The following is a 17680-nucleotide window of genomic DNA, read 5'->3' on the forward strand; positions in this document are numbered from 1 at the left end:
TTTAATCGTCATATAGATCAGTTTACTTAAAACCAATTACACAGGCACAAAAAATAATTGGGAGTACGGCCTATTTATTGCCTTTGCAGAAGAGAACAGCCTACTCTTTTATGATGATATTCTTGTATTTCCCATTTACCGCATCCTTTTGTGTATAATCAAAAATAAGGATTTCCTGTGAATTTGCTATTAAATCAAGTGAAACAAAAAATACTTTCTTTAAAATGTTCTTTGCAGGAATATATAAAAAATCAGGAAGGTGCTCCTTAATAAAATCCTCACTTCTCAGCATTTCATGGATCCTGCCTGCAGGCAGGAAATCCCTGTCGGCCCTGATGGAATCAGGAATAGCACAGGAACTGTCTGAGCTCAGGAAATCAAACACCATAGCCTGACGGAACTCTTCCATATCAACTCTCCCTGCCAAGTCGGCCTTTACAAAGCCGGACAGTACGGCTATGTTTTCACGGTAAGCTATGGGCCTGTCCAGATATGCATTTTTCCTGCAATAGACAGACAATGCCCGGTATAATTCAAAATAATCCCCCGAGTAGATTTTCTCCAGCAGCAGCAAGGACTTTTGAAACCTGCCTGAATTGTAATACCTCTCAACAGTTTCCTCCACATCCTTTAAAACCAGAATATCCTGATATTTTATATATTTGTTTTCAAGTATTTCATAAGGGGCAAAATCTCTATAGCTGTAACCGTGCTTTTCAGCTTCATTTCTCACCCGTGCACCCTTTAGCATCTTGAGGAAACCAAGTTGAAGCTGATGGGGCTTCATGCCATATACATCGTTGAAAGACCCTCTGAAGGAAATAATATCTTCAAAGGGCAGGCCTGCAATAAGATCCAGATGTACATGAATATTTGAATTGCTGAGAATTCTTACGACATTGCTTTTCAACCTGCCCAGATCGGTCACGCGGTCAATCTCTGCAAGTGTTCCGGTATTCGTGGTCTGCAGTCCGATTTCAAGCTGAATTCTTCCCTGGGGGGCACGGCCCAGCAATTCCAGCATATCTTCATCAAACAGGTCTGCTGCCGCTTCGAAATGAAACACTGTACCGCACTCCAGAGAAATGATATATTCCAATATCTCCCTGGCCCTTTTTTTATTGCAGTTAAAGGTCCTGTCAACAAATTTGATCAGTTTGGGCCCAAACTTTAAAAGCTTCTCCAACTCAGTTTTTACTCTTTCAAAAGAAAAAAATCTGACACCGTTAAAAGTTGAGGAAATACAGTAGGAACAGTTAAACGGACAGCCCCTTGAGGATTCATAATATATGATTCTATTTTCAGCCGACTCCAGCAGGGCATCGGTATATGGAGAATTGAGCCTGTCCAATTGCGGAATAAGATTAAAGCCCTCTCTGTATATGATCTCCCCGTTTTCTCTGTACGCAATGCCCTTCAGCATTTTATATGCTTCAGACCCGTTTTGAATTGCTTCGGTCAGGACGGGAAATACCTCTTCCCCCTCTCCGCACAATACAAAATCAACGGGATCATTCTCTTTTATAACCGCGGCGGCAGTATATGAGACCTCCGGTCCCCCAAGAATTATAAAACATTCCGGTAAAAGCTTCCTGATTTCGCGTATAAGCAGCTTTACTATTTCATAATTCCAAATATAACAGGAAAAGGCCAGTACATCCGGCTTTTCCTTATAAATTTCAGCCAGTATGCCGTCTTTATTGTCATTAATGGTAAATTCTCTGACAACTGTCTCCCCGGGGTTTTTTAAGCTGGCTTTCAAATACCATACCGCCAGGCAGGTATGTATATACTTTGAATTAATACCAACCAGTACTATTTTCATTTCAGTTCATACAGCCTTTCCCGTTTATAATTTTTAAATTCAAGAAGTGAGCCTCCGCCCGCTGCAGGGCTATGGCAGGGTACGTCACTATCCTAATATTATGCCATCTTTATCAGTTATGTACAAGTCTGGCCCAGGTTTTGAATATTGAGTCAAAATAAAAGTAAAAATCCTTTCTCCCCACTGTCTCAAGATTTTTCAGATCAGTTGTGGCCAGAAGCTTGCCGTCCAGGACGTAATTGGCAGTTCCGATTTTCATGCCGCTTTTTAAAGGCGCTTCTATGACTTCGGGAAGATTGTAAATAATTTTAACCTTATCCACTTCCTCCTGCTTAAGAGGCAGGGTTATATCAGAGTCGGAATATATGGGAACTTTGTCCAGCACACCCTTATGTACATCAAGCTGCTGCAGCGGCTGACCTTTTTTAATATACTCATAGTTTTTGAAATTTTCAAAGGCATAATCCAGGAGTATCTTGCTGCTCTGTGCTCTGACAGTTCTTGTGGGGCAGCCAAGGACTATGGATATTATTCTCCAGTTGTTTTTTGTAACCGAGGTAACCAGACATCTGCCGGCCTGCCCTGTATATCCCGTCTTGACTCCATCGGCCCCCGGATATAATCCCAGCATCTCATTTGTATTGGAAATATTGCTCCCCTGAAAAACTGAATTTTTAGTACCCACAATTTCGCAGAACTTTTCGTTTCTTAAGGCATATTGGGTTATAAGCGCCAGATCGTATGGAGTTGAGTAATGCTGTGGATCATCAAGCCCGTGGGGAGTGACGAAATTGGTATTTGTAGCCCCGATTTCAGCCGCTTTTCTATTCATCATTTCTGCAAAAAGTTCAACAGAGCCTCCTATATGCTCCGCTATGGCTATGGCAGCATCATTTCCGGATCTCAGCATCATCGCATACATCAGATCCTTGAACTTATAGGTCTTCCCTTCCTTGAGATTGACCGTTGACCCGCCGATTGCCGCCGCTCTTTTGCTTATTACCACATCCTCCTCATCGTTGCCGTTTTCAAGAGCAACTATGGCCGTCATGATTTTGGTGGTACTGGCTATGGAATGTCTGGTATAGGCGTTCTTTTCATACAATACCCTTCCAGTGGCCATATCCAGGACAATTGCCGATTCTGCCGATACCCTGGGCAGCTTGTTCCCCGTTGTCTCAATACTGCCGCTGCCGTTAAAATCCCTTATTGGTTCATCTTCATTGGTATCATCAGCCCAAACCTCAAAATTACACAATAAGCAGGATAAAATAATTATAATACTCAATACCGCTCTTAAAGTTTTTCTCAACAGCCTCACATCCCCAGCTTTCCAATATGAATTAAACATTCCGGTCGCATTTTCCTAAAAAAGGTACAAAACTCAAGCGTTATAATATATGAAAACAAAGATTGGTTTATAACGATTAAACAATATTAAAATTATAAAAAATAAAATCAAACATTTAATCTTATTGCTCGTAAAATAAACAGAAACAAAATTAAAAAAATTTTTAGAATTAACACTTTAATCCCTATCATTTAACCCAAATGTTGTATTATTATATATATGGAATGATAGTGCCGTTAAATTAGTTAACAATCTTGGAGGCTAAGGAAAAAACATGAAAAATGTTGTAATAATTTCATCAGATTACACCGGTCATGGTCATAAGAGTATTAGTGAATCACTATTGGAACAATTCAATCAGTATGACGATGTAAATGTTAATATTATAGATGGATTTGACCTGGGCGGAAATATGTGGGTTAAAGTAGGCAAATCCTATGGTTTGGTTACAAGAAACGCAAAAGAACTCTGGAAATTAGCCTGGAAAATATCCAAAAGAAATCCAACGTTTATACATGAATTTACAGAATTGACCATCCGTGAAAACTTCATAAAAATGCTCAGGAAGCTTAAACCGGACTTAATTCTTTCAGTTCATCCCATTTTTAATTCACCGATTCTGAATATTCTCAGAGAGTACAAGATAAATATTCCTTTTGCAATTTTCGTAGCTGATCTGGTAAGCATATCACCCTTGTGGGCCGACAAGCGTGCAGACTGTATAATCTGCCCTACTGAGGAGGCAAGGGAAAGGTGTATTGGCTTTGGAGTGCCTGAGTCCTCAATAAGAGTAATAGGATTTCCTGTGAGGTCAAGATTTACACAACATATCTCCCAGGGGGGGCAAAAACCTGACTACAGCCTTGACAGGCCTCTTGACTGCCTGATCATGAGCGGGGGTGAAGGTTCTGGAGATATGAGTGCGGTATCAAAACTCTTATTGGATAATTTCAACTGTAATGTACAAATTATTGCCGGAAGAAATGAAGCCATGAAGGAAAAACTGGAAAGAACCCTTTCACTTCAGTATCCCGGAAGGGTTGAAGTCCATGGATATGTAACAAATATTCAGGACTATATGTTAAAATCCGATATAGCCTTTACCCGGGGCAGCCCTAATGTAATGATGGAAGCTATTGCCTGCAATGTGCCTCTGATAATAACAGGAGCCCTGCCCGGACAGGAACAGGAAAATCCCGATTTTGCCGTTAACAATAAACTGGGAATTTTCTGTGAAGAGTTGTCAAACCTCTCATCGGTAGTTTCTGATCTTCTGGCAGACAATGCAAAAGGCTTAAATGAGATTAAACAGGCTCAGCGTGAATATTTTGACCATGATTCCGCCAAAAAGATCGTTGAAACCTGTCTTGGGCTTATCAGAAGTGAAGTTTTTATCTTTCCTTCCGAAATGCGCCGCAGAAGACGCTTTCTGAAATTGAAGCTCCAATCCCGCAGGAGTTCATAGTATTTTCAATTTAATAAATCCATTAGCCTCATTCCGGTTGGAATGAGGTTTTTTATATTTCCGATCAACTATTACAACTAACTGCTAATTATGTAAGATTTAAATTAATATGTTGTAATTTTACATAATTCCTATTATAATCTAATAATACACTTAAAAAAAGGGGTGGTTAGATTGTATCAAAACATAGTTTTTAAGGGTGTAGGAACATATCATCCAGCCACAAAGACAAGCAATTCCTACTATATTAAACATTTTAAAAGTATGGGAATTGATGTATCGGGTCTTATAGAACATCTGGGGAGAAATACCAGATGCATAGCTGACGCAAAGAATGAAAATGCGGTAACCATGGCTTACCAGGCTTCTTTAAAAGCACTTCTGACATCAAATGTTCAACCAGAAGAAATTGACATAATCATATTTGGAACCGATAGTCCTGAAAAATTAATCCCCTCCAACGCATTGCTCCTCCATGACAGATTAAATACGGTTAATGCTCACCAGATATTTGATTTAAATTCAAATTGTATAGGCATGCTCTCTGCAATTGATGTTGCAAGCCGCCTGCTGCAAAGTAATACAAGGCTCAATAAGGCTCTCGTCGTAGGTAGTTTTTTAGGGAGCTTCATTTCCAGTAAAAGCGATCCCGTATGTTATTCAAATATGGCCGATGCAGCAGCGGCAGTCATACTTGAAAGAGTTGAGGAGCCGTATAAAAGAGGCTTTATTGATACAAACTTTAAAACCGACCCTGTAGTAAAAGATGCATTCCAATTTCCGGCCTGCGGTTTTTCAAAGCTTTATGACAATGAAACAGACATGGAGGATAAGAAATTAAGACTGGACCCATTCGATACAAGCTTTATTTGTAAAGAGTGGGTTGATTTGATGCAGGTACTTTTTGAAAGATGCAATATAAGTAAATACAATATTAAACAGTTCTTTTTCTCTCAATTTTCCAAACCTGATGCAGAAACAACCCTTGATTTGATGTCTGTAGGTCTGGACAAGTATACATACATAGGAAACAAGTATGGCTATACCGGCCTCACAAGCCCAATCATAGCATACAATGAAGCACTCATCAACAAATCAATTGATTACGGAGATTATGTAGTGTTCTGCACTGTGGGCGCAGGATATAACATATGCGCTCTTTTATACAGATTGTAATCTGTTCAAAAGGAGACAGCTGTATTCCCTGAATTGCCATGAGCATAGTGCGCCGGTATAACTTCAATAAATGGAAAGCTCTATTATATAAAATACAGATCTGAAATTGCAGCCAACACCTTGTGATGAGCTGTATAAATTTCAGGTATGTACCTGTGAGCAATCCATTTATTGAAGTTTGGGTGGGGGGTATTATTACAATACTTTTGGTATTGTATTTCTAATTGTTTCATTTATGTAAATATGAGTTATAGCTTTGAATAGGCTTCCTCAACCGTTTCGGCAAAAATAATGGTATCAAACTCCGGTATATCCCTTGCAAGGCGTTTTGTCTGTCCGGCTACAACTGCTGATTGCTGCTGTATGATAATTCTCTTTTTAAAAGGAACACTCATATATAATAAAATCATATTTTTCAATTGTTCAGCCACATCCTGAGCTGACGCTTTGACTTCCCTTCCATCAACTATAAGAGTATATTCCTTGGGATCAAACATGGAGGTCCTGGACTGATACTCGGCCATAAAGTCCATCCCCTCCTGCATGGAAAAAAATCCGGCAGCTGTAATAAAGAAAACCTTCTTCAACTTGTCAATTTCCATTTTAAACATCTGTACGCCTCCTTGTAAATTACTGTAATATTAAGCAAATTACCTATTACTATAATATATAAAAAATAGAAATACAAGTAATTTTATGTATATTTATGTAATTTTATTAATTTTATTTAAAGAATATTAATTTTATTTAATAATGCTACCTGCAAAATAATATATTTCTGAAAAGCCATTATTTAAGAGTATCAAAATTACGAAATTAAAAAGCAACAAAAAGCTCCTCATATGAAAACAGTTTTATAACGCTTTTGTGTGAGGAGCTTTAATTTAAAAAGGATATTTATTTTTTATTCAGCAGCTACCTATCAAGCCTCTTCGGTGTCGTTGGTAAGCTTCAGCTTTTCAAGCAGGAAGAATATGAGGCTCAGCACCATACCAGCCAATGTAGCAAGAACCATTCCCTTAAGCTGAACATCGTCTCCAAGATTTATGGATATTCCGCTGATACCTATAACAAAAACCAATGCTGTGAGAACCAGATTTTTCGCTTTACTGTAGTCGATCTTGGCTTCAACAATCATTCTTATACCTGATGCAGCAATAGTACCGAAGAGCAGTAAGCTTACTCCGCCCATTACAGGTCCGGGTATACTTGAAATAACGCCCGAAAGTTTGCCGAAGAAAGCAATTATTATCGAGATGACTCCCGCACCGCCAATGACCCATACACTGTAAACCCTTGTAATGGCCATAACTCCCATGTTTTCACCATAGGTTGTAGTAGGACACGATCCGCAGAAACCTGACAGCATGGTTGAAATACCATCACCCATCAAAGATCTGTGAAGTCCCGGATCTTTTGTTAAATCTTTTCCTACTATATTGCTTGTTACAAACAGATGTCCTATGTGCTCGGACAATACAACCAGTGCTGCCGGAGCAAGTATCAACATGGCTTTTACATCGAATGCCGGCAGGACAAATTCCGGAATATTAAACCAGCTTTTTGTTCCGATTACAGTATAATCCACATACCCTATTATTGCAGACAGTCCATATCCTGCAATTACTGCCAGCAATATTGGTATAACCGACAGGAAGCCTCTGAAGCACAAGTTGCCTATTATTAATATTGCCAGTGTAACCAATGATATGATAATACCTTTTGTATCAAAACTGCCGTCTGCATTTGGGAATAACTTGGCCATGCCGGCAGCCGTGCCCGAAAGCTCAAGTCCGATGAGTGCCACTATAGGTCCCATTGCAGCGGGAGGAAGGACTATATCCAGCCAGCGGGTACCGACCTTTCCTATAATAAATGCCACTATTATAAAGATTGCTCCGCAAATAATATATCCGCCCAATGCTTTGGCAAAATTGTCGGCATAATTTGATGAAGCTTGTATTATTGAAGCCGTGGGTGAAAGGAAAGCAAAACTTGACCCCAGGAATGCAGGAGCTTTTCCCCTGCAGATTAAAAGGTAAATCAAGGTACCTATACCGTTCAGCAAAAGAACCAGTGCCGGGTCAATAACCTGAATACTGTTGTACTGCGCCAATTGGTCGGCATTTAATTGTTCAACGGTTAACTTTAATGAATTGAGAAAATGATCTTTTGCATAACTGTTAAATAAGAACGGAACCAGAACTGATGCGCTGAACATTGCGAACAAATGCTGGAAACTGAGTGGAAGCGCCTTTAGAAAAGGAACTTTTTCTTCAACCTGGATTATGGGTCTTGAATACTTCATAGTTAAATCCCCCTATTATTTTTTTGATAGAACAAAGGTGGAAATAAAAAAACCTCACTGCCTCTCAGGCGCAGCAAGGTTGGGTTTCATCCAATCACGGCATACTTATCCCTGTACTCGTACTTACGTACTTGTACTATGTACCTTACTAGCCTCTCTGGACTAATTTAAAAGTTTTTTTATCCGCAGACAAGTATATCATAAGTATTCATCAAATGTCTACAAAATATCCAAAATTTTTTAGCTTTTTGCTTTATGTAAATATTTGGAGCTTTGTTAATGAATGTATAATTATTTCAGCTAATAATTTACTTATGGTACTTCCGGACAACTTATGAAAATTGTTTTATACAAAAAGCTGTTATATGAGTATTTATACAATTAAAATTGAATACATGTTGAAAATATCGTAATATCGCTCCCGTTCCAATTTCAATAAATGGATTGCTCACAAAGTACAGGCTTGAAATCTGTACGGTTCACCACAGGTGTTTTTGCTGTCGCAGAACACTCGACATCCTGGTCTCGGGGTTCTGCTCAAATCGGCTTCCTGCCGATTTGCCAGCCAAAACACCTGTGTTTCACCTACAATTTCAGCCTGTACTTTTAATAGAGCTTCCCATTTATTGAAGTTGCACCTCGTGCGATATTTTCCATGGTGATACATGTACTGCATTTGTTTTATCTGATACAGCTTTTTTACCGCATTTCAATTTTCCATAAGTTGTCCCTGCGTACCAATATGTCTCTTCACGTTGAAATAGATAACAGCTGTTAGCAAAGCAATCCATATGTCTATAAAGTATACTGCACAAAAAAACATTCTGAGATTTTTCTGACCGCAAACTTACGGATAAGCCTTGAGTGCTGTGGCAGAACATTTGTGTTTCACCTGCAATTTAAGCCCGTACTTTTAATGGAGCTTCCCATTTATTGAAGTTGCACCTCGCGCGATATTTTCCATAGTGATACATGTACTGCATTTGTTTTATCTGACACAGCTTTTTTACCGCATTTCAAATTTCCATAAGTTGTCCCTGTGTACCAATATGTCTCTTTCCGCTGAAATAGATAACAACCGTTAGCAAAGCAATCTATATACCCGTGACTTTAAGTCAAGCCCGGAGTACTGTGGCATTAAAAAATAGCAGCATGAACAGTATTTCCGCATACTGTTCATGCTGTTATTTTTTAACCGTGTTTCCACTTTGTAATTTGTAATTATTTGATTATTTTTTCCACCAGAGCATATATCTGCTCGACTGAGTCTGTGATCCGGTTTTTCGTGGCATCAGCCGCCATTTTGCTCAATATGTCCCTGTTTGATATGAGGCTGCAAATCTTATTGTATAAAAGGTCTGCGTTCAGTTCGCTTTCAAGGATCACAACAGCGCCGCCGTCTCTCTCCAGTGAGCGGGCGTTATGCTCCTGATGGTTGGCAGTCACATAAGGTGACGGAACAAGTATTGAAGGGATTCCCATGGTCTGCAGCTCGCTTATTGTTATGGCTCCGGCGCGGCATATCATCAGGTCGCTGGCAGTGTATACCCTGGCAACGTCATATATATACGGAACCACCTTTACCATCTTCTTGTACTTTTCGTCAAGGCATATGGAAAGATTAATATCATTAAACTGAGCTTCACCTGTTGCAAAAATAAGATTAAACTCACCTTTGAAATAGGTATTGAGCATCTCGGCAATGGTTTCATTTATCTTCCTGGCGCCTCTGCTGCCGCCCATTGCTACGATCAAAGGTTTGCCCTCAACTATGTCCAGCTGTTTTAATACCGCCTGCCGGCTGGAGTTCAAAAGCTCCTGTCTTACAGGATTTCCGGTATGGACAAGCTTGCTTTTATTTTTAAAGAATTTTTCCGCATCCTTAAAACTGACCGCTACATAGTTCACATGCTTCTCCAACAGTCTGTTTGTAATTCCCGGGAATGCATTTGATTCATGTATCAGTGTCGGTATCCCCTTTTTAGCGGCAACATAAAGAACAGGTCCGCAAACATAACCTCCGGTACCTATTACAACATCAGGTTTTATTTTTTTTATAAGGCTCGAAGCCTGGAAAAAGCTCTGGGCAAGTTCTTTTACAGCCAATACCGTATCAAATGAAAGTTTTCTCCTGAAACCTCTCACCGTTATGGTTTCAAGAGTAAAACCCTCCCTTGGCACAAGTTTGGTTTCAAGTCCCTTTTTTGTTCCGACAAAAGTAATTTCCGCAGTGGGATTCTTTTTAAGAATATACTTTGCAATTGCAAGTCCGGGATTTATATGTCCTCCTGTCCCACCGCCTGCTATTAGTACCTTCACTTTAACCTCCATATCCCCATAATGTGCAGGTCAACCTTTACTTGACCCTGTCGATCATACCGGCCTCAATGGAATAGACCCGAAGCGCTCTTGAGCGCTTTGGACACTCAAAAGTATTTTCGGTACTTTTTTATGGGGTTTAATTTATTTTCCATACGCTGTCATACTTTGACTATGCAGCGGCCTGTAAACTCAAAAACGTTCATAATTCGAATATCTGGATATATTAAGCAGAATACCCACACCAAACATCAGGAACAGCAGGGATGTTCCTCCATAGCTGAAGAAAGGAAGCGAAATACCTGTCGACGGTATGGAATTTGTTACAACCGCCACATTAAACAGGAACTGCAAACCAATCAGCGAAGTAATACCTGTGGCCATCAGGCTTCCGAAAGTATCGGGGGCATTCATGGCAACCTTGATTCCCCTCCATATAAACACAAGGAACAGCAGCATTACCACTAGAGAACCTATTAATCCAAGTTCTTCTGCCAGAACCGCGAAAATGTAATCATTGTAAGGTTCGGGAATATAAAGGTATTTCTGCATGCTCTGTCCAAGGCCTCTCCCAAAAATTCCTCCCGAGCCTATTGCCAGCAAGGACTGTACCGTCTGCCATCCTTCGTCCCTGGCATATGCAAAGGGATCCAGCCAGGCTTTTACCCTGTCAAATCTATAGGGCGCCACCAGCACCGCCGCCACGGCTGCAACCACCACAGGCACGGCCATAGCCACAAAATGCGATATTTTCGCGCCGGCACAGAACAGCACTATAAAAGCAGTCAATACAATGATGATGGTTCCGCTCAAATGGGGTTCAATAATAACCAGTCCGGAAATTAATCCGATCAATGCCAGGTAAGGCAGCAGCCCCCTTGTGAAGGACTTCAGAACGTCTTTCCTCTTCGACAGGCTGAAGGCCAGAAACATTATCAAAGCCAGTTTGGCAAGCTCTGAAGGCTGTATTGTTTTATTGCCCACACCCAGCCATCTTTGAGCACCATTCCTCACAACTCCCACTCCCGGGATCAGCACTAAAATGAGTAAGCCAATACTTCCCATTAACAGGACGGGTGAAATTTTGCCCCATTTTTTGTAATCAAAATTCATTGTAACCACCAGTACCACAATACTCAAAGCCATATATTGCAACTGCGGCACCAGAAGAAGAAAGGAGTTTCCCACTTCCTTGACAGAAAAATAATAGCTTGAACTGAATACCATTATGGTACCTAACGAAAGTAATAATATTACTGCTGCGAATATCCAAAAGTCAAAAGGCTTTTTGTTTTTGTTTTTCATTAAATCCTCCAGCCTCATCCATATGTTTCATAGCCCTTCATCACCGGAATCAATCATATTCTGATTATATGAGATTTTACGTCAATTAATTCCGGTCAGCGGCTTCAGTATGTTCCTACACCCACTACCATGAGTGATATCACGGCAAGTAAAACTGTTATTATAATAAATACCGTCACAACTTTTGTTTCCTTCCATCCCTTCAACTCAAAATGATGATGAATGGGAGCCATCTTGAATATCCTTTTTCCGGTCAGTTTAAAGGAGCCGACCTGAAGTATTACCGAGATATTTTCAATAAGATATATTCCTCCGATGATAAAGAAAATAAGAGGCATTCTCATCATAATAACAATAGCGGTTAAAGCCCCTCCAAGTGCCAGGCTCCCGGTGTCACCCATAAAAACCTTTGCAGGATGTATGTTAAAGGCAAGAAAACCCAGACACCCGCCGGCAATTGCTGCTGAAAATATCTTTATATAACCCCATTCACTGTTGGTCAGGGATACGATTGTAAAGAAGATGGCAACTACAAGTGTAACTCCGGCGCAAAGGCCGTCAAGCCCATCCGTTATATTGACTCCATTGGCAAAGAAGTACATAAATACTACTATAAATAAAAAGTATAGCCAGGGTTGAACAACATAATCGGTAAAAGGGATAACTATTGAGCTTCCCGCTTCGGTAAACCTGATAACATAAAAGGCAAAGGAAACACATACCAGCAGCTCCAGAAAGGTTTTTTGCCCGGCATACAGTCCATCCTTACGCTTTTTGACCACCTTGATAAAGTCATCTATAAAGCCAACCGCTCCAAATCCCAACGTAGCAAGCAATATTGGGATTATTTCAGGATATTTCTGAGAATAATAAAGGGCAACAGCAGTTACAGGTACCAGGAATATCAAAGCACCGATGGTTGGTGTTCCGGTTTTTTTCAAATGCGATTGCGGTCCATCATCTCTTACCGTCTGTCCGAACTTCAGCCTTCTAAGGAAGGGAATCAGTATGGGACCTGCAATTATAGATAGAACAAAGGTAGCCGCAAAGGCTATAATATGTTCGGATGTTAACGAAAAAGTAAGCAATAGAACTTCCCCCTGTTTATTATTGCGGAACTGCCTGCATTTGCATTAAGCCTTCGGCAATCTGTTCCATTTTCATTCCTCTTGAACCTTTTATCAGGATGTAATCCCCCTGTCTGACGATGTTTAAAATATATTCCAGAGCGTCAGAATTATTATTAAAATGACATGTTTGTATAGCAGTATTATCTGAATCTGCAACAGCCCGTGAGATATTCCCGGAGTCTTTTCCCACTGTTATCAGATACTTTATTTTTTTGTTCCTTATGAATTTACCCACTGAGTAATGCAATTCTTCCGCCATTTCACCCATCTCGAGCATATCTCCTAAAACGGCTATCCCTCTTGACTTTGCCGACAGCTCTTCCAGCACGCTTATAGCTGCCTGCATGGATTGGGGACTGGCATTATATGCATCATTGATAATTTTTATACCCTTGCAGGATATTATATTCTGCCTCATGTTTCCGGGACTGTACTCTGCTATGCCATCTATAATGGTTCCCATCGGGATATTCATTTCAACACCCACAGCTATTGCTGCCAGGGCATTATATACGTTATGTACTCCCGGAACCGGCACCTTCACCCTGTAGGTATTTTTATTCCAGGTAATATTGAAGCTTGTACCCTCCTCACCCAGTGACTCATAATTTTCAGCGCCGTAATCAAGAGCTGTATCCATACCATAGAATACTGTCCTGAAACCCAGCTTTCCCCTTTGTCCCTTCAAAAGGGGATCATCACCGTTAAGTACTACAAGCCCTTCCGGCTTAAGGCCTTCGAGTATTTCCAACTTGGCCTTCAGTATACCCTGCTGTGAACCCAGTTTTTCTATATGGGAAACACCAATGTTGGTTATAACGGCAACATCAGGCTGTGTGACAGCAGTCAGCCTGCTTATCTCTCCAAAACCGCTCATCCCCATTTCAATAACCGCCGCTTCATGTTTCTCTTCAAGGTTCAGCAGAGTCAAGGGAAGACCAATTTCATTATTAAAATTCCCCTGTGTTTTCAGAACCTCAAATTTTTTTGACAGAACACATGAGATCATGTCCTTGGTGCTTGTTTTTCCGACACTTCCTGTTATTCCTACAACAGGAATATCATATTTGTTTCTGTGCCAAGCAGCAATATCTTTTAGTGCTTTAGCAGTATCTTTTACTATTATTGCGCTGCAGCCCGCTGTCTCGGGTATTGGTTTTTGAGTGAGGCATACTGCTGCGCCGCTGTCGAAGCACTGCTCTATATAATCATGCCCGTCAAATTTTTCTCCAACCAACGGTATAAATAAATTATCCTTTGCAACTTTTCTCGAATCGGTTGTGATACCGGAAAAAATTCTTTCGAAACTACCCCAGAGCAGTCTTCCGTCAACTGCCTCAATAAGCTCTGCACAGTCAAAAGATACCATTTACTTCTCCTTCCAGGTCCTGTCAGGACCTGCTGTTTATACTACGCAACACCATACAGTATTGATATTTTTATCAGACCTAGGTTCTCTTCAGTTCTTCCAGCAGTTCGGCAACTACTTCCCTTTCATCAAAGTGAATGGTTTTGTCTTTGAATTGCTGGTAGGTTTCGTGACCTTTACCCGCCAAAATAATTATATCTCCATCCCGGGCATTTTCAAGTGCAAATTTTATTGCCTGCCTTCTGTCTGTAATTTTTATATATTTACCGCTGGTTTTCTGTACACCAACTTCTATGTCGTTTATTATTCTCTCAGGCTCTTCGGTTCTCGGATTATCGGAAGTAATGACAGTGAAGTCTGCAATATTTCCTGAAACAGCCCCCATTTCGGGCCTCTTTCCCCTGTCGCGGTCACCTCCGCAGCCAAAGAGACTTATGACTCTTCCGTGCGCAAACTCCCTGACTGTCGACAGCACTTTTTCAAGACTGTCGGGCGTATGGGCATAATCGATCAGAACGGAATAGTTACCGCCTGTTGCCACAGGTTCCATCCTGCCGGGCACTACCACATTTGTAAGACCGGTTTTTACATGTTCAAGAGTCACCCCGGGTATAAGACAGCAGCAGCCGATGGCCGCAAGGGCATTATAAACATTGAATTCCCCCTGCAGATTTGTTTCCACTTCTGTGGTTCCCCACGGGGATATGAGCTTAAAATAGGTATAGGCAGTCTTTTTGACTATCTCCGCCGCCCTGATGTCGGCATTTTCTCCGAAACCATAGGTATATACCTTGCATTCCGCAAGTTCGGCCATTTTCCTGCCATGTTCACTGTCTATATTTATAATGGCCTGTTTGCACATCTTGAAGAGCTTTGACTTGGCATTGAAATATTCTTCCAGTGTTGCATGCTCCCTGGGGCCAATGTGGTCTCTTGAAAAATTTGTAAATACTCCCACATCAAAGTCACATCCCGCAACCCTGTGAAGTTCAAGCCCCTGAGAGGATACCTCCATTACGGTTGTATCAACCTTTTTTTCCACCATATCGCTGAAAAGGCTCTGGAGATCATAGGATTCGGGTGTTGTTCTGGAGGTGTAAAGTATTTCCTCTCCAATCAGATTTGCTACGGTGCCGATCAGTCCTATTTTATGGCTGGCCGCCTCCAAAATAGACTTGACCATATATGTTGTCGTAGTTTTCCCCTTGGTTCCTGTTATGCCTATCAAGTTCAGCTTTTGTGACGGATGCCCGAAAAATGCATCAGATACATGTGCAAGTCCGTATCGGGTATCCTCTATTTCTATAACGGTTATACCCTCCGGCACCTGTACCGGCTTTTGGACCAAAAAGGCCCTTGTGCCGTTTTCTATGGCATCATTGATATACTGATGACCGTCGACGACAGTACCTTCTATACAGACAAACAGGACCCCCTGTCTGGTTTTTCTTGAATCATATGCCACACCGTCTATTTCCATATCAAGCTTGCCCTGTATATTTCTTGTATTCAATCCCTTAATCAAATCACCAAGTAACAATATATTTACACCTCCATATTTGTGTTTATTTTTAGATTTTTGCCGTCAGGCATTATATTTACACTCTTAAGTAAGTATTGCAGGATAATTTCCCGTTAATCCTCAAAAATATTCCTAAATGTTACTTCCACAACCGCACCCTTTTTAACTGTTTTACCTGCTTCAACCTGTTGGCTCACAGCCGTGCCTGTTCCATTTATGACTATATTTATACCGGCTTTCTTAAAGGCCTGTGTCGCTTCATTTATAGTTTTGTTTTTTACGTCGGGCACCATTGCCTCAGCTTCATTGGTAGGCTTGTAAGTATACAGGATTACAATTGAGTTCTCATGCAGCAGGGCTGTGGATTTAGGAGTCTGCTCCTGTACTATGGCACTCAAATCCCTGTTGCTTCCTTCTATTTTATACTCCAGTTTGTTTTGTTTCAACAGATTGATGGCTTCTTTCACAGTTTTGCCTTTGACATCGGGAACCTGGACTTCCTGTTTGAGAAGTTTCTTGTCGTCATCGGTATACTCTTTTTCAATACCTTTATAGGTCAGGATCTCATCAACAAGTTTACCTACCACAGGAGCAACCAGCACACCTCCTCCGGGATTGTATATATCCGGGTAATCCAGCACTACCAGAACGCATATTACCGGATTGTCAGTAGGTGCTATGGCTGAGAACGATACAATATATCTTTTGTTTTTACCCTGTACCATCAGCTGTTCACCTTCTCTTGTTTCTGAAGTACCGGTTTTTCCTCCGATTTTATAACCCGGTACCCGTGCGTTTTTACCTGTTCCCACATCAACAACGCCCTTGAGAATATCCTTAAGGGTATCTGAAGTCTGTCTTGAAATAACGCTTCTGACAACTTTAGGCTCGACTTTCTTTATGACATTACCCGATTCGTCAACTACTTCCTTTACCACATGGGGAGTGATCAGATCTCCTCCGTTGGCAATTGCTCCGTAAGCCTGTATGAGCTGTATGGGAGTTATCTGGAAGCGCTGGCCGAAGGAGGCCGTTGCCATGTCAATTTCGGTGGGTTTGGTGTGAATGATACTTCCTGCCTCACCGGGGAGATCTATTCCAGTCTTCTGGTAAAAACCGAATGCTTTTACATAGCTGTAAAACTTATCTATGCCCAGCTGCTGTGCCAGTCTTACAAAAACCGGGTTACAGGAGTTATACACGCCTTCTCTGAAGGTTTCATGAAGATGTGCATTGGGCTTCCAGCAATTTATGCTGTGTCCTGCTATCTTGACGGTGGCATCGGTCACCTGGGTCTCAGGTGTGATTGCCCCTTCTTCAAGTCCTGCGGCGGCAGTAACGGGCTTAAAAGTTGATCCCGGTTCATATGTGTCAACAACTGCTTTGTTTCTCCACACAGTTTTCTGGAGGTATTGGACGTCCTCGGTACTGGTTCCTGTCCAGGCGGCTTTATCCTTACCTTTGGGAGCAGCTCTCGGACTGTTGAGGTCAAAGTCCGGTTTTGAAGTCAATGCAAGCAGTTCACCGTTTCTTGGGTCCATGACTATGGCCGTTCCCCCATTGATTACATTATTGTCTGAAATAGCCTTTTCAAGCGCTTTTTCCGCAAAGTACTGTATTGTTTCATCAATGGTCAATATTACATCGTTTCCATCCTGGGGCTGAATATATTTTTCCTCACCCATTGTCAATTCCATACCGCTGGCATCAACTTCACTCAGTATTTTTCCCGGAACCCCTTTCAAATACTGCTCCATCATTTTCTCCACACCGTCAATTCCATCATTGTCTACATTGGTAAACCCGATAACATGAGCTGCCAGATTGCTGTTGGGATAAAACCTCTTTGTGTCCTCATCTACAAATATTCCGACCACATTGTTTTTTTTCTTCCACTCTCTGACCTGTGA

At 41.1% G+C, this 17680-nt stretch carries 12 protein-coding genes; 2 read left to right on the forward strand and 10 right to left on the reverse strand.

The features are described 5' to 3' along the window. Positions 1-100: 100 nt before the first annotated feature. Positions 101-1825 carry a B12-binding domain-containing radical SAM protein gene (locus CTER_RS01840; protein ID WP_004623192.1) on the reverse strand — a complete coding sequence of 575 codons (1725 nt, stop codon included), beginning with the start codon at positions 1823-1825 and terminating at the stop codon, positions 101-103. 112 nt (positions 1826-1937) lie between these two features. Beyond that, positions 1938-3137 (reverse strand): D-alanyl-D-alanine carboxypeptidase family protein, encoded by a 1200-nt coding sequence (locus CTER_RS01845; protein WP_040760015.1) that lies wholly within the window; start codon positions 3135-3137, stop codon positions 1938-1940. A 313-nt stretch (positions 3138-3450) separates the two neighbouring features. Here CTER_RS01845 and CTER_RS01850 point away from each other — a divergent pair, with 313 nt between their 5' ends. Together CTER_RS01850 and CTER_RS01855 are read left to right on the forward strand one after the other, a co-directional pair. Next, complete coding sequence (locus CTER_RS01850; RefSeq protein ID WP_004623237.1) at positions 3451-4641, forward strand: MGDG synthase family glycosyltransferase; 1191 nt, start codon at positions 3451-3453, stop codon at positions 4639-4641. Positions 4642-4815: 174 nt separating this feature from the next. Beyond that, positions 4816-5817 carry a 3-oxoacyl-[acyl-carrier-protein] synthase III C-terminal domain-containing protein gene (locus CTER_RS01855; protein WP_004623222.1) on the forward strand — a complete coding sequence of 334 codons (1002 nt, stop codon included), beginning with the start codon at positions 4816-4818 and terminating at the stop codon, positions 5815-5817. Positions 5818-6065: 248 nt separating this feature from the next. Here the strand turns inward: CTER_RS01855 and CTER_RS01860 are convergent, their stop codons facing one another. From CTER_RS01860 to CTER_RS01895, 8 genes are all read right to left on the reverse strand, one after another. Next, on the reverse strand, positions 6066-6428 hold the full coding sequence (locus CTER_RS01860; protein WP_004623263.1) for a hypothetical protein: 363 nt from the start codon (positions 6426-6428) through the stop codon (positions 6066-6068). A gap of 311 nt (positions 6429-6739) precedes the next feature. Next, positions 6740-8125, reverse strand: a complete 1386-nt coding sequence (uraA, locus tag CTER_RS01865; protein WP_004623267.1) for a uracil permease — start codon at positions 8123-8125, stop codon at positions 6740-6742. 1221 nt (positions 8126-9346) lie between these two features. Then, the gene (murG, locus tag CTER_RS01870; protein ID WP_004623245.1) at positions 9347-10444 is read right to left on the reverse strand and encodes an undecaprenyldiphospho-muramoylpentapeptide beta-N-acetylglucosaminyltransferase; all 1098 of its coding nucleotides are present in this window, start codon (positions 10442-10444) and stop codon (positions 9347-9349) included. A 192-nt stretch (positions 10445-10636) separates the two neighbouring features. After that, on the reverse strand, positions 10637-11749 hold the full coding sequence (ftsW, locus tag CTER_RS01875; protein ID WP_004623200.1) for a putative lipid II flippase FtsW: 1113 nt from the start codon (positions 11747-11749) through the stop codon (positions 10637-10639). Between the two features lie 104 nt (positions 11750-11853). Continuing rightward, positions 11854-12837, reverse strand: coding sequence for a phospho-N-acetylmuramoyl-pentapeptide-transferase (gene mraY, locus CTER_RS01880; protein WP_004623181.1), 984 nt, complete (start codon positions 12835-12837; stop codon positions 11854-11856). Positions 12838-12856: 19 nt separating this feature from the next. Continuing rightward, complete coding sequence (locus CTER_RS01885) at positions 12857-14248, reverse strand: UDP-N-acetylmuramoyl-tripeptide--D-alanyl-D-alanine ligase (protein WP_004623277.1); 1392 nt, start codon at positions 14246-14248, stop codon at positions 12857-12859. Between the two features lie 79 nt (positions 14249-14327). Further along, positions 14328-15788 carry a UDP-N-acetylmuramoyl-L-alanyl-D-glutamate--2,6-diaminopimelate ligase gene (locus tag CTER_RS01890; protein ID WP_004623182.1) on the reverse strand — a complete coding sequence of 487 codons (1461 nt, stop codon included), beginning with the start codon at positions 15786-15788 and terminating at the stop codon, positions 14328-14330. Between the two features lie 95 nt (positions 15789-15883). Beyond that, positions 15884-17680 (reverse strand): PASTA domain-containing penicillin-binding protein (locus CTER_RS01895; protein ID WP_004623276.1); only part of this gene is annotated, 1797 nt, incomplete at its 5' end.

It is taken from the genome of Ruminiclostridium cellobioparum subsp. termitidis CT1112 (genome assembly GCF_000350485.1).
Classification (GTDB): Bacteria; Bacillota; Clostridia; order Acetivibrionales; family DSM-1351; genus Ruminiclostridium; species Ruminiclostridium termitidis.